The organism is Curtobacterium sp. MCPF17_047 (assembly GCF_003234045.1).
GTDB lineage: Bacteria > Actinomycetota > Actinomycetes > Actinomycetales > Microbacteriaceae > Curtobacterium.
Window position 1 is genome coordinate 44263 of record NZ_QKSF01000010.1, and the last position, 13526, is coordinate 57788.

Sequence of the window (13526 nt, forward strand, 5' to 3'; positions counted from 1 at the left end):
TGCTCGGTGTGCGCCCATGACGCCTCCCTGGTCTCCGCAGCACCGCACCCTGACGCGGTGCTGCTCGTGACCGAACGCTACGTCGGGATCCGAGCCGCGACCACGCAGGTCCGGCCATCCGCGGATCGCGTACACGGGGGCCGCGCACGGCGGATTGCGCTGGACCTCACCCTCGCCCTCGCCCTCGCCCTGGCACGGGCACCGGCCGTCCGCACGGATCGGACGAGGAACCGCTCAGCTGGCCGCCGTCGGTCCGGTCCCGGTCGCCTCGTAGTGCCGAGCGCCACCGGACACCCCCGCGAAGCGGAACGGCGCCGCGGTCACCCGGGGACGCTCGACGTCCTCGCTCGTCGCGGCACCGGCAGCGTGCAGCTCGCGGTAGGCCTCGACCGACAGCGGCACCCGGGCCGCCAGCAACTCGGTGACCCGTCCGTCCCGGCGGTGGTCGCGGTAGCCGTCGCGCACGACGCCCGTCATGAGCTCGCCGACGCTGCCGGAGCCGTAGCTGAACATGCCGATGCGGGCGCCGGCCAGGTCGTCGTCCAGGTCGAGCAGCGCACCGAGGGCGATCCAGAGCGACGCCGTGTACGTGTTGCCGGTCTGCCGGTTGTACGTGAAGCCGACGGCCAGCTCGGTCTCCTCGAAGGGGACCCCGACGTGCTGGGCGAGCTTCCGGTGCGCCTTGATCGCCATCTTCGTGAACGGCTGGTGATGGACGAAGCGGTCGATCGCCTCGATGCCCGGGCCACCTCGCGAGGCCAGGTCGTCCCAGGCCCCGATGAAGGCGTCGACGTACGCCGTGACCGACAGCCGGCCGTCGACCAGCGCGGTGGACCGGTCGTTCGGCCGCCAGAAGTCGTCGACGTCCGCCGTGAACAGGCCGGACTGCGGCTCGAGTTCGATCAGGTCCGGGTCGGCGGCGATGAGCATGGCGACCGCACCGGCACCCTGCGTCGGCTCGGCCGCGGTCTCCACGTCGTAGCGGGCGACGTCGGCGGCGATGACGAGCACGCGCTCGCTCGGGTCGCGCGCGATGATGCCGAGAGCCATCTGCACCGCGGCGGTCCCGCCGTAGCAGGCCTGCTTCAGCTCGACGACGCGGACGTTGCGGGGCAGTCCGAGCAGTCCGTGCACGTACACGCCGGCCGCCTTCGACTGGTCGACCCCGGACTCGGTGGCGAACAGCACGGTCCGGATGCCGTCGACCCCGTGGCGGTCCAGCACCTCCTTCGCGGCGGCGGCACCCATCGTGACGATGTCCTCGTCCGGGGCGGGCACGCTGAACGCGTCCTGGCCGATGCCGACGTGGTACTTCGCCGGATCGACACCGTTCACGGCGGCGAGGTCGTCGAGGTCGAGCACGTGGTGCCCCGTCGCGATGGCGAGGTCGTGGATGCCCAGTGCGAGTGGGTGCTGGGCGGTCATGCCGAGGCTCCTTCGGGTCGGTGTCCGCGGCGTTCCATGGCGACGTGGGCCGCCATCAGCTCGCCCGGGTTCGTCTGGGCGGCGAGCAGCGAGAGTTCCCCGCACAGCACGGTGGCGGCGCAGAGGGCGGCCAGACGGCGGGCGTTGGCGCCGGGCTCGCGGTCCTCCCGGCAGCCGAGGCGCACCAGGGCGTCCTCCACCACCGGCAGGTCGTTGCCCTTGCCGTTGCCGACGGTGCCGACGATCAGGTGCGGCAGCGAGCACGAGAAGTACAGCTCGTCGCCGCGGGCCTGGGCGAGCGTGATCCCCTGGGAGCCCTCGACGATGTTCGCGGCGTCCTGTCCGGTGGCCAGGTAGAAGCCGAGCAGCATGTTGGCGTAGTGCGCGTTCGCCGAGCGCAGCGCCCCGGCGATGGTGGAGCCGACCAGGTTCTTCGCGGTGTTGAGCTCGACGATCCGCTCGGTCGAGGAGCGCAGCCGCTTCTCGACGATATCGCCCGGGATCACGATCTCGGCGATGGTGTTCCGCCCGCGGCCGCGGATGCCGTTCACGGCGGTGGCCTTCTTGTCGGAGCAGAAGTTGCCGGAGATCGACACGTAGCGGAGCTCGGGCTCCCACGCCAGGATCGCCGGCAGCAGGGTGTCCGCCGCCTGGGTCACCATGTTGTGGCCGGAGGCGTCCCCCGTGGTGAACGCGAAGCGCAGGAAGAGCAGGTCCCCGACGATCTCCGGGTGCACCTCGATGAGCTTCGCGAACCGGCTCTGCCCGACGACGATCGCCTCGAGCTCGGCCTGGCGCGCCAGGATCCGGCCGGCGGAGATGTGCGCGGCGGCGGCGCTGGCGGCACGGACGACGACCGACCGGGTCATCCGCTCGTCGACGACCGTCGAGACGATGCCGCCCTCGATCATGCGGGAGATCCGGGCGCCACGGCCGACGGACGGCCAGAGCGGCGATTCGTACGTGGCGAGGGGCACCTCGTGCTCACCCTCGACGGCGTTGCCGCTGACGCGGATCGGTCCGACCCACTTCGTGGGGATCGGGGTCTGCAGGTCACTCATCGCGTGGTCCCTTCCTCGGGTTGCACCGCGACGCTGAGGTGCCTGATGTCGTGCGCCTCCCAGGCGCGGAAGATGTCGGCTGCGTCACTGTCCGCGGGGACGAGCGCGATGCCGCAGTCGCCGCCGCCGGCGCCGGAGGGCTTCGCCGCACCACCGGCGGCCTCGACGACGTCGCAGAGGGTCGCCAGCCGCGGGGTCTCGATCTGGGACCCGACGGACGTCCCGAGGTCCTGCAGCAGGCCGCGCGCGCGTCGGAGCGCACCGAGCGTGCGATCCGCGTCGCCGGTCCGAAGGCCGGTGGTCAGGTCGTCCACGCAGGCCCGGCTGGCGTCGAGGAACGCCGCGTAGTCGCCGTCACGGTGTCGGCGGACGACGCCGACGAGCTTCGTGGTGGACGCCGGCGAACCGGTCCAGCCGACCAGGAGGCGCAGGTCGGTCGGGGCGGGCAGGTGCTCGACGTCGAAGCCGGCCCAGGCCTCGTCGTCGTCGAGGATCGACGAAACCGAGCGCTCGTCGAGCAGGCCGGCCAGGACCTCGCGGTCGGGCGCGCTGTAGCGGAGCCAGCCGCCGAACGTGCTCGCGGCCAGGTCGCCGCCGGATGCACGCGGTGCGACACGGATCGTCGCGAGCAGTGCCACCATGAAGCGTCGGCGCTGCGAGAGTCCGAGGCCGTAGAAGCGGTCGAGGGCCCCGACGGTCGCCACGGTCACCGCGGCGGAGGACCCGAGACCGAACTTCCGGCCGCTGGCGTCGTCGAGCTGGCTCTCGATGCGCAGGTCGTGGAACCGCGGCGCGATCCCGAGCTCCGCGCGGAGCTTCTCGACCAGGTCGATCGTCGCCATCACGTAGTCGTAGGGGTGGTGCTCGCGGTCGAGCGCCAGGCCGTCCTCGGCCCGGGTCCAGGTCAGCGGGAGGTTGCCGTACTCCTCGGAGTGCACGCTGCCGGCGCCGTGGCCCTCGCTCACGCGTGCGGTGATCGCCCGGTCGAGGGCGATGAGCACCGACGGCTGTCCGGGCTCGACGACGGCGTACTCGCCCGCCACGAACAGCTTGCCGTGGGCTCGGAACTCGATCACGCGGTGCTCTCCTCTGCCTCGGGGTTCTCCCCCGTGCCTTCGGAGCGGACCAGCCCTGCGGCTGGTCCGGTGCCGGACTCGATGACCGCTCCGAACCCGTCCAGGGCCGCCGCCACGCGGGCACGGTCCTCCGGACGGCAGAGCACGACGACGTTCGGGCCGGCATCCGCGGTGGCGTACGCCTCGAGCCCCTCGCCACGCATCGCGGCGACGGCGTCGAACACCGCGACGCTCCGGCTGTTCAGGTAGCGGATCGGAGGGAACGCGCCCTCGATCGTGGCGTGCATGCGGAGCGCGTTGCTCTCGGTGAGCTGGCCGATCCGGGTGAAGTCCCCGGCGGCACACGCGGCGAGCATGTCGTCCACGGTGACGGTCGTCGAGCTCACCCAGGCCGGGTAGAACGGCGACGTCGCGATCGTGCGGCGCATGGCCTCCCGTGAGCCGATCTCCTTCGGGCCGTCGTCGATCGTGACGACCACCATGGCCATCGGCGGCGCGGGGACGGTCTCGGCGAACGAGGCCTGGTCGTCGCCGGCGTGCCACACCGACACCCCACCGGGGATCGACCGGGTGGCCGAACCGGAGCCGCGTCGGGCGAGTCGTGAGAGTTCGCGCGGCGACAGGTCGAGGCCGTACGCGTCGGCGGCGGCGACCGCGAGGGCGGCGAAGCCCGACGCGCTCGAGGCCAGTCCGGCGCCGGTGGGCACGGTGTTCTCCGAGACGACGACGGCGCGGGCGTCGGATCCGGCCAGCTCGCGGACCAGGTCCAGGAAGCGCTCGACCCGCACCAGTGCGCCGTCGTCGACGACGCGGCCGTTCAGCGTGAAGGCGTCGTGCTCCCGCTGGTCGGCCAGGGTCACCGAGGTCGTGGTGGGGAAGACGTCGAGGCCCATCGAGACGCTGCCGGTGGCCGGCAGCGCGAGGTCGGCGTCCGCCTTGCCCCAGTACTTCACGAGCGCGATGTTCGGGTGCGCGACGGCGGTGGAAGTCATCAGGCACGGGCTCCGATCGAGGTGGTCCAGGTGGCGGTCGCGCCGGCGCTGCGCAGTGCGGTCGCGATGCGGACGGCGTGCTCGTCGTCGGCGGCGAGCGTCAGGACGCATCCGCCGCGGCCACCGCCGGTGAGCTTCGCGCCCAGGGCGTCCGCCTTCCGTGCGGCGCCGACGAGCCGGTCGAGGTCCGCACTCGACACGTCGAGGGTGGTGAGCAGTTCGTGCGCGGCGTCCATGGTGGCACCCAGGGCCTGGGCGTCGCCGTCGCCGAGTGTCCCCCGCGCGGTCGTGGCGAGCGAGCCGATCCGGTCCACGACGGCGTCGACCGCGGCGGGGGCGCGGTCGTGGCGGCCGCGGACGGCGGCGACGGCTTCGCGGGTGTGGCCCGGCACGCCAGTGTCGGCGACGACGAAGACGAACCGGCCGGTGACCTGCACGGGCTCGATGACGCCGTCCGCGAACCAGACCGGCTCCGTGGCCACGACCCCGCGCGCGTCGAGTCCCGACGGGCGGCCGTGGGCGACGCGCTCGCACTCCTGGATGAGCTCGTGGTGGGTGTCCGTGTCGAGCGCGACGCCGAACACGTCCGCGACGGCAGCGGTCACGGCGGCGGCGACGGCTGCGCTCGACCCCATCCCACGCGCCGTGGGGACCTGGCTGTCGACGAGCACGTGGAGCGGGGTGCCCTCGGCGTCGGCGTGGCCGTGCCGGGCCAGGTGTCGGAGCGTCGCGGTGACCGCGGTGACGGTCGGGAGCACGGCGGCGGGCGCGAGTCCGAGCGGCCCGGTGTGCACCGTCGACTCGAGCGTGTGCTCGTCATCGGCCGGCAGCGGGCTCGCGGTGGCGGTCACCCGGACGTCGGTCACCGGCAGGACGAGGGCGGGTGCGCCGTAGACCACGGCGTGTTCGCCGATCAGGATCGTCTTGCCGTGGGACGCCGAGGAGCCGACTCGCGGGATCGCTGGGGTCGTCGTCGGTGCGGAGGCTGGGTCGTTGCTGGTCATCGTCGGTCCGGCCAGCCTAACCGGCCCCGGCGTCACCCGCCCTGCCTGGACATCCACCCCTTTCAGTTGTGCGCAACCCGGTGGCGTGCAACAGTGGTGGACATGCCCGTGACCGACGAGATGGTGTGCTTCTCCCTCTACGCAGCGACCCGGGCGACGACCCAGGCGTACCGCACGCTGCTCGAGCCGTGGGGCCTCACCTACCCGCAGTACCTGGTCCTCGTGACCCTGTGGGTGGAGGGCGACCAGAGCGTCTCGAGCCTCGGGGAGCACCTGCAGCTCGACTCCGGCACGCTCTCCCCGCTCCTCAAGCGGATGGAGCAGGCCGACCTGGTCCGCCGCGAACGCCGCAGCACCGACGAGCGCGTCGTGACCGTGACGACCGGGGAGCGCGGCCTGGCCCTGCGCTCCGAACTCGCCCACGTCCCGGCACGCATCGCCGCGGGCACCGGGCTGGCCGACGAGCAGTCGGCCGTCGAACTCATCGCGACCCTGCAGCACCTCACCGAGACGATGCACCGAGCGGCGGCCGCGCCCGCCCCGGTCGCGGACTGACCCGACAGACCCACGAAGGAAGGAACCCCACATGGACGTCCTCTACACCGCAGAAGCCCTGTCCACCGGCGAAGGCCGGAACGGCAAGGTCCAGATCAGCAACAGCACGCTCGAGCTGGACATGGCCATCCCCAAGGAGATGGGCGGCTCCGGCGCCGGCGCCAACCCCGAGCAGCTCTTCGCCGCCGGGTACGCCGCGTGCTTCCACTCCGCGCTGCAGGGTGTCGCCCGTGCGCAGAAGGTCAAGGTCGCGGACTCCTCCGTCGGCGGTCGCGTCCAGATCGGCCCGAACGGCCAGGGCGGCTTCCAGCTCGCCGTCATGCTCGAGGTCGTCATCCCCGGCATGGACCACGACCAGGCCCAGGCCCTCGCGGACGCCGCCCACCAGGTGTGCCCGTACTCGAACGCGACGCGCGGCAACATCGACGTCACGATCACCGTCTCGGAGGACTGAACCGATGGCAGACCAGACCACGATGCGCGCCGTCGTCCACCCGGAGTTCGGCGAGCCCGCCGACGTCCTGACCGTCGAGCAGCGCCCCGTCCCCACCCCGGGCGTCGGCCAGGTCCTGGTCCGGACCGTGCTCTCCCCGATCCACAACCACGACCTGTGGACGATCCGCGGCACCTACGGCTTCAAGCCCGACCTGCCCGCCCAGTCCGGCACCGAGGCGCTCGGCGTCGTCGAGTCCCTGGGCGAGGGCGTCACGAACCTGACCGTCGGCCAGCGCGTCGCCGGTGGCACGTTCGGCGTCTGGGCCGAGTACTACGTCGCCGACGCGGCCGGGCTCATCCCGGTGCCGGACGCGATGCCCGACGAGTCCGCCGCCCAGCTCGTCTCGATGCCGTTCAGCGCGATCAGCCTGCTGCACTCGCTCGACCTGCACGAGGGTGACTGGCTCATCCAGAACGCGGCGAACGGTGCCGTCGGCCGCATGGTCGCGCAGCTCGGTGCCGCGCGCGGCATCAACGTCATCGGCCTGGTGCGTCGCGCCGCCGGTGTCGACGAGCTCCGCGAGCAGGGCATCGAGCGCATCGTCGCCACCGACGCGGACGACTGGCGCGACCAGGTGACCGCCATCACCGGCGGTGCCCCGATCCTCGCCGGCGTCGAGTCCGTCGGCGGACCGGCAGCGGGCGACATCGCCTCGGTCCTCGGCGACGAGGCCACCCTCGTCGTCTTCGGCGCGATGGCCTCCCCCACGCTCGAGATCCCGTCCGGCAAGGTCATCTTCGGCCAGCTCACCGTGAAGGGCTTCTGGGGCAGCGTCGTCAGCCGCACGATGCCGTCCGACACGAAGCAGCAGCTGTTCGGCGAACTCATCACACGCGTGCTCGACGGGTCGCTGACACTGCCCGTGTCCGAGACCTTCGCGTTCGAGGACGCCCGTGACGCCGCCCGCGCGAGCGACACCGCGGGCCGGGTCGGCAAGGTGCTCCTGCGCCCGTAGGACGCGACCACGCGACGGACGGGAGGCCCGGTACCAGCTGGTACCGGGCCTCCCGTCCGTCGTGAGGTCGCGACGTCAGTGCGTGCGGCGACCGACCTTGTCGACGGTGAAGATGTTGCCGGTCGTGACGCCTTCTTCGACCTCTTCGAGGGTGCGACCGCGGCTCTCCGGCACGAACTTCCAGATGAACAGCAGCGCCAGCAGACCGACGATGCCGAAGCCGAAGAACGTGCCGGTGATTCCGGTCGCGGCGACGATCGACGGGAAGTACAGCCCCAGGAAGGCGTTCGCGATCCACAGGCAGAACACCGAGATGCCCATGCCGAGCGCGCGGATCTGCGTCGGGAAGATCTCGGACAGCACGACCCAGACGGCGATGTTGAGGAACGTCTGCATCGAGCCGACGAACGCGACGACGAGGAACAGGATCACCCAGGGGCGGGCGGGGTTGCCGTCGGGCAGGGCGACGGAGGCGATGCCGATGAGGAAGTGGCAGACCGTGGTCAGCGAGAACCCGATGATCAGCGTCGTGCGGCGGTTGATCCGCTCCATGTTCATGATCGCGATGACGCCACCGATCACGGCGATGACCCCGGGTGCGATGTTGGCGATGAGGGCCGCGGAGGCCTGGAAGCCCGACTCGATGAGGACGGTCTGGCCGTAGTACATGATCGAGTTGATGCCGGTGAGCTGCTGCGCGACACCGAGGCCGGCACCGATGAGCACGATCCGGATCAGCCACTTGTTGCCGAGCAGGGTGTGCCAGCCGCTCTGACGCTGGACCTGCGCCTCGATCTCGTTGCTCCGCTTGATGTCCTCGATCTCGGCCTCGGCCCGCTCGTCGGAGCGGATCTGCCGCAGGACGTCGAGCGCCTCGTCGTTGCGGCCCTTCGACGCCAGCCAGCGCGGCGACTCCGGGACCCGGAGCATGCCGACGAACAGGGCGATGGCGGGCAGGGCGCACACGGCCAGCATGATCCGCCAGACACCGTTGCCCTCTCCCCAGAGGCTGCCGATGAGCGCGTTCACCAGGAAGGCGGCGAGCTGCCCGATCACGATCATGAGTTCGTTCCGGCCGGACAGCGACCCACGGATCTCGTACGGGGCCAGTTCGGCGAGGAACACCGGGACGACCGTCGACGCCCCGCCGACCGCCAGGCCGAGGAGCACGCGGCCGACCACGATGACGCCGAACGTCGGAGCGAACACACATGCGAGCGTCCCGACGAAGAACGTCACCGCGAGCACCAGGATCGTCTTCCGGCGACCCCAGCCGTCGGCGATGCGTCCGCCGAGCATGGCGCCGATGGCCGCACCGAACAGCAGGGAGCTCGTCACGACGCCCTCGGTGAAGTTCGTCAGACCGAGCTCCTGCTTCATCGGGAGCAGGGCGCCGTTGATCACGCCGGTGTCGTAGCCGAAGAGCAGCCCGCCGAAGGTGGCGACCAGCGCCAGCAGCCCGAGGCGGCGGCGGTGCGGGCCGGTGCCGACCGGGGGCAGGGCGACAGTCGGTGCTGCCGGTTTGATGTCGACCATGTCGGTGACTCCTTCGTCCGTGATCGCGCGTCGTCGCGTGGAAGTGATCGTGACCCAGAAACTTTGTCCTGTCAACCGGACAACCTGTCGTTTCCGACTTGGACCGGTCCATGAAAGCCCTGGTCAGCGTCGGAGCGGTCCATCGCGTGTCCGGAGAGCGTCTCCGCTCGCGAGGTGGACCGTCTCTGATCTTCCCATCCCGCTGGTGACGTCGCCGCCGGTAGGCTCTCCGGGTCAGAGGACGACGATCCATCACGCACGACACGGATCGCAGGGGACGAGCGCAGGGGGACCATGCACCACGGGGACGGACTCCAGGGGAACAGCCGCAGACTGACGGCAGCACTCGTGCTCGCCGTCGTGGTCACGACCGCCACGGCCGGCTGCTCGCTGCTCCGCGGTCCGGACGAGTTCCCCGCGCCGCAGCGCAGCTCCGCCAGCGCCGCTCCCCGCACACCCCAGGCCGACCCGAGCGCGAGTGCAGAGGCCCGCCGCATCTCCGAGTCCGCCTCTCCGCGAACGCCGACGGCCGTCCCGACCGAGGCCGCCGCGCCGGACCCGACCGTCTCGCCGATCCCGGTGGGCAGCGTCCTCAGCGAGGCCGACGTCGTCTCACCGAAGGGGAGCGTCCGGTTCCACTACCGCGTCGTCGTCGGCGCGGACGGCACCCCCACCGCGCAGTGGACCGGTTTCGCCTCGACCCTGCCAGTCCCCGTCGCGACCACGTTCCTCGAGACGCCGCCCTCGGTCGGCGACGGGATCACCTGGCACGGCGTCGGCGACACCACCCTCGGCGGCGGCCCCGGCGCAGCGGCAGCACCCGCCTCGACGGCGCTCGACCCCGGCCGCGCAGACCCGTCCTGGCTCGGCACGATCGTCGTCTACTCGGCGGCGGCCTCGGCCAGCCCGGACCTGCCCGTCGAGATCGGGCCCGGCAAGGTGCTCGCCGTGCAGCCCGTCCGGTGGTCGGTACCGGCCCGCACCACGAACGTGCACCCGGTCGACGGCGGAGCCCGGCCGAACGCCACCGGCAAGTCGAGCAGCGAGGGCTCGACCGACGGCGCCCCGACCGCCTACCGGATCGCGTCGGAGGACCTCATCGGCGCCGTGGCGAACCGCTTCGGACTCTCGGTGAAGGACCTGGTCTGGCTGAACCCGGACGTCACGGTCTACGGCGACCAGCAGTACCTCTACGAGGACACCCTGCTCAACCTGGACCCGTTCCGGCGCTAAGCAGAGCGGACGTCAGCGTCCGGTTGTGTCGTCTCGCCCGGCCGATCCATGGGGCCCGGCCGACCCGTCAAGCCCGACCGCCCCGTCGTGCCCGGCTGACCCGTCGCGCCCGGCCGACCCGTCGTGCCCGACCGGCCCGTCGTGCCCGACCGGCCCGGCGTCGAGGACGTCGCCGAGGGCCGACATGCCGGCGCCGTGGTCCGTGTAGCGGCGGACCGTCCGTCGCGCGGCAGCGCGTGCCGCACCGGTCAGCCGCTCGTTGCGTCGCGCGGCGTCGGCGACCCGGCCGGCGTGCCCCGCGGTGGAGAGCAGCACGTTCGCGAAGGCCCGGGCGTCCCCCTGCTCCGGGATGCCGGTCACCGTCCACGCACTCCGGACCTGTGCGTCCGGCGTGACCCCGCGACGGGTGCCCATCCGGCGCCAGTCCGAGAGCGCGCCCTCCGTGCGGTCGGCGGCGCGGCCGGACTCCGCGGCGAGCTCGGCGTCCGCGGACCGACGACGCTCGGGTGCCGGCACAGCCGAGGCCGCCTCGGCGCGGTCACGTGCGGCGGTGTCGTCCCCGCCCGCGGCGGCGATGCGGGCGGCGTGGGCCGCTGCTGCGGCCGCGAGGATCTCGGAACGGTCCATGCGTCGACGGTACCCCGGACGACCGACGTGGTGCGGGCCTCCCGGCCGTGAGACACCCCGCCGGACAGGAGACGCCGCCACGAGACGCCGCCACGACGTCGAGACGCCGCCGTTCCCAGCGGCGTCTCGACGACACGGCGGCGTCTCGACAGCCCGGCGGCGTCTCGGCGGCCCGGACCTCGCGGTCAGACCCCGAGGTGCGCCGCCAGCACGTCCCGCACCGACGTGTAGTCGTGGGGGCCGTAGCGGTCGTTGCGGACGTGGCGCAGCTCGGCTTCGCCGCTGAACATGCTCACGAAGTACTGCATCCCCTGCCAGGCAGGGAAGGTCTCGTCCTCGGTCGACGACAGTCGCCGTCCGGTGCGGGCCATCGCGGACAGGAGGCCCGTGGTCCCGGCCCACTGCAGCCGGAACGTCCGTCCGGTGAGCCGGGACATCGTGTCCGCAAGTTCCCGGGAGGTCACCCGGTCCCCCGCCACCTCGACGACCCGCGGGGCGTCGTCGTCGAGCGCCACCCGCGCGGTGACCCACGCGACGTCGTCCTTCGTCGTGAAGTCGAGCACCTGGTCCGGCGAGGACCAGAACAGCACGCGCTGCCGGTCGAACAGCACCAGCGGCGCCTGCCCCGTGAGCATGTCGGCGAAGGCACCGTTGAGCACGGACGTCGCGCGGATCGACGCGGTATCGACGTCGGCGGCGAACTCACGGCGGAGCTCGAAGTTGCGGTTGGTGCCCGGGGTGACCGAGCGGTAGTCGGCCGCGTAGTCGGACGGCACGAACCGCTGCACGCCGGCGTCGACCGCGGCTGCGAGCAGGGCGCGCTGGGCGTCGACGATGACCGAGCGGGTGCCGCTGACGGCGGAGACCACGACCTCGACGCCCTCGAGCGCCCGGAGCAGTGCGGCGCGGTCGGTGTAGTCGGCGACGACGACCTCGACCCGGTCCTGGTCGGCGAACTGCTCGGCCGCGCGGTTCGATCCCCCGCGGGTCAGGACCCGCAAGTGCGTGTCGAGGAGCAGGAGTTCGCGGACGATGCGCGAACCGAGGTCGCCGGTCGCACCGGCGACGAGCACAGAGGTGGTCATGTCGACAACGCTACGGGTGACCATCGCCGACCGCTCAGGTCCTGCCACCCGGACGCCCGGCGGGCAGCGCGGTCACCACCCGGTGTCGAGCGTGTGCTGCACCAGGAGCGCGGCCAGCACCTGGACCGCCAGACCGACACGACGCCAGCGGGCGGGCAGCAGGGCGGTGCCGACGAGGACCCAGGGCGCGAAGGGCAACCAGATGCGCTCGACCTCGGCCTTGCTCATCCCGGACGCGTCGGCGAGGAACACCATCGCCATCCCCGCGAGCGACAGCAGGACGGGCACGACGACCGGTCTCGGCAGGCGGAACCAGGCCCGGATGCCGCCCGCGGCTCCGCGCAGCGTCCGAGCGGTCACCGCGACGGTCTGCGCCACGGCCGCACCGGCCAGGGGTCCGGCACTGAAGCCGAACGCGCCCAGGTTGCCCCAGGCCCAGTACGTGATCGGCCGGTTGTGCGCCACACCCGCGTAGTAGCGCACGCGGAGGACCGGGTACGCCTGCCACCACGCGAAGCCCCAGACGGCGAAGCCCCCGACCACGACGACCGCCCCGCCGACCGCCCAGACGAACGGCCGCCAGTTGCGCGCGGCGAGCAGCACCGCGACGGCGAGGACCCCGAGCAACGGCAGGCCGTAGGACATCATCACGGCGTACCCGAACAGCAGTCCGGCGCCGATCCCCCACCCCGCGGTCGCGGTCCTGGTCCTGCTCGACGCCGCCACGGCCAGCAGGCACGCGGCCCATGCCCCGACGGCGGCGAACACCGCGTCGGCGGACACCGCCGACCACACCGCCGCGGGCCCGAGCACCAGGAAGGGTGCCGCCCGACGGGCCGCCGATCCCGCTCCGAGCCGACGGAGGGTGAGCAGCACGGCGACCGGCGTCGTCGCCGCGACGAGCAGCGTGACCCACCCGGCAGCGAGACCCGTGGTGACACCGAGCCGGACGAGGACCACGTAGAACAGGAGTGCGCCCGGCGGGTGTCCGGCGATGTGCACCGGCCACTTGCCCGGGCCGCCGACGATCCGCGGGATGTAGCCGTCGAGCGTCTCGGCGAACGGCCGACCGGCGACGTCGCGAGCCGTGTCCATGTACTCGTATCCGGTGTCCAGGATGCGCCCGACGCCGTCGGTCCCGTCCACCAGCGCCAGGGCGGCGAACCAGGCCACGGTGACGGCGTACCCGATGAGCAGCAGCCACGGCCAGCGCAGTCGCGCCGTCAGTCGGGGCGCGGCGACGACCGCCAGCAGCGCCAGCAGCACGGCCGGGACGGTCCCGGGTCCGACGCGCGGCTCCCACGAGGCGTGCAGCGGCGGGAAGTACCGGACGTGCACGTCCCAGCCGGTCAGACCGGGGACGAGCACCGCGGCGGTCATCAGGACGAGTGCGACGGCGAGGCCGATGGTCGCGGGCAGGCTCCGGAGGTCGCGCACCCCGGGAACGGTACCCGTGTCACACCACCGGCGCGCGTGCGTGC

General features: G+C 72.5%; 13 protein-coding genes. 4 read left to right on the forward strand and 9 right to left on the reverse strand.

From position 1 onward, the window contains the following. Nucleotides 1-234: 234 nt before the first annotated feature. Genes DEJ33_RS11395 through mvk form a run of 5 tightly spaced genes read right to left on the reverse strand, consistent with a single transcriptional unit; the run spans nt 235 to nt 5558 of the window. Entirely contained in the window at nt 235-1425 is a 1191-nt protein-coding gene (locus tag DEJ33_RS11395) for a hydroxymethylglutaryl-CoA synthase (RefSeq protein ID WP_111195014.1), read from the reverse strand. Further along, nucleotides 1422-2486, reverse strand: coding sequence for a hydroxymethylglutaryl-CoA reductase (locus DEJ33_RS11400; protein WP_111195015.1), 1065 nt, complete (start codon nt 2484-2486; stop codon nt 1422-1424). Before DEJ33_RS11400 ends, DEJ33_RS11395 begins: the two co-directional genes overlap by 4 nt. Further along, nucleotides 2483-3562: a phosphomevalonate kinase gene (locus DEJ33_RS11405; RefSeq protein WP_111078496.1), complete on the reverse strand. Its 1080-nt coding sequence runs from the start codon at nt 3560-3562 to the stop codon at nt 2483-2485. The genes DEJ33_RS11400 and DEJ33_RS11405 overlap by 4 nt, the downstream gene beginning before the upstream one ends. Further along, a complete protein-coding gene (gene mvaD, locus DEJ33_RS11410; protein WP_111195016.1) occupies nt 3559-4554 on the reverse strand; it encodes a diphosphomevalonate decarboxylase in 996 nt (331 codons plus the stop codon). The genes DEJ33_RS11405 and mvaD overlap by 4 nt, the downstream gene beginning before the upstream one ends. Further along, nucleotides 4554-5558: a mevalonate kinase gene (mvk, locus tag DEJ33_RS11415; protein WP_111195017.1), complete on the reverse strand. Its 1005-nt coding sequence runs from the start codon at nt 5556-5558 to the stop codon at nt 4554-4556. The genes mvaD and mvk overlap by 1 nt, the downstream gene beginning before the upstream one ends. Before the next feature lie 102 nt (nt 5559-5660). Here mvk and DEJ33_RS11420 point away from each other — a divergent pair, with 102 nt between their 5' ends. From DEJ33_RS11420 to DEJ33_RS11430, 3 genes are read left to right on the forward strand one after another with little or no spacing between them, the layout of a single operon-like run. Next, nucleotides 5661-6113: a MarR family winged helix-turn-helix transcriptional regulator gene (locus DEJ33_RS11420; protein ID WP_181437296.1), complete on the forward strand. Its 453-nt coding sequence runs from the start codon at nt 5661-5663 to the stop codon at nt 6111-6113. 31 nt (nt 6114-6144) lie between these two features. After that, a complete protein-coding gene (locus DEJ33_RS11425) occupies nt 6145-6567 on the forward strand; it encodes an organic hydroperoxide resistance protein (protein WP_111195018.1) in 423 nt (140 codons plus the stop codon). A gap of 22 nt (nt 6568-6589) precedes the next feature. Continuing rightward, entirely contained in the window at nt 6590-7564 is a 975-nt protein-coding gene (locus DEJ33_RS11430) for a zinc-binding dehydrogenase (RefSeq protein ID WP_111078583.1), read from the forward strand. Nucleotides 7565-7639: 75 nt separating this feature from the next. On the opposite strand, the gene DEJ33_RS11435 is transcribed toward DEJ33_RS11430, so the two are convergent. Continuing rightward, nucleotides 7640-9100 carry a sugar porter family MFS transporter gene (locus DEJ33_RS11435; RefSeq protein ID WP_111078500.1) on the reverse strand — a complete coding sequence of 487 codons (1461 nt, stop codon included), beginning with the start codon at nt 9098-9100 and terminating at the stop codon, nt 7640-7642. 294 nt (nt 9101-9394) lie between these two features. Here DEJ33_RS11435 and DEJ33_RS11440 point away from each other — a divergent pair, with 294 nt between their 5' ends. Further along, nucleotides 9395-10333, forward strand: a complete 939-nt coding sequence (locus tag DEJ33_RS11440) for a LysM domain-containing protein (RefSeq protein ID WP_111195019.1) — start codon at nt 9395-9397, stop codon at nt 10331-10333. Nucleotides 10334-10345: 12 nt separating this feature from the next. Here the strand turns inward: DEJ33_RS11440 and DEJ33_RS17490 are convergent, their stop codons facing one another. The 3 genes from DEJ33_RS17490 to DEJ33_RS11455 all read right to left on the reverse strand — a co-directional run bounded on the left by DEJ33_RS17490 (nt 10346) and on the right by DEJ33_RS11455 (nt 13482). Then, the gene (locus tag DEJ33_RS17490) at nt 10346-10960 is read right to left on the reverse strand and encodes a collagen-like protein (RefSeq protein WP_146242600.1); all 615 of its coding nucleotides are present in this window, start codon (nt 10958-10960) and stop codon (nt 10346-10348) included. A 185-nt stretch (nt 10961-11145) separates the two neighbouring features. After that, nucleotides 11146-12045 carry an NmrA family NAD(P)-binding protein gene (locus DEJ33_RS11450; RefSeq protein ID WP_111195092.1) on the reverse strand — a complete coding sequence of 300 codons (900 nt, stop codon included), beginning with the start codon at nt 12043-12045 and terminating at the stop codon, nt 11146-11148. Nucleotides 12046-12117: 72 nt separating this feature from the next. Next, on the reverse strand, nt 12118-13482 hold the full coding sequence (locus tag DEJ33_RS11455) for a hypothetical protein (RefSeq protein ID WP_111237225.1): 1365 nt from the start codon (nt 13480-13482) through the stop codon (nt 12118-12120). Nucleotides 13483-13526 lie beyond the last annotated feature (44 nt).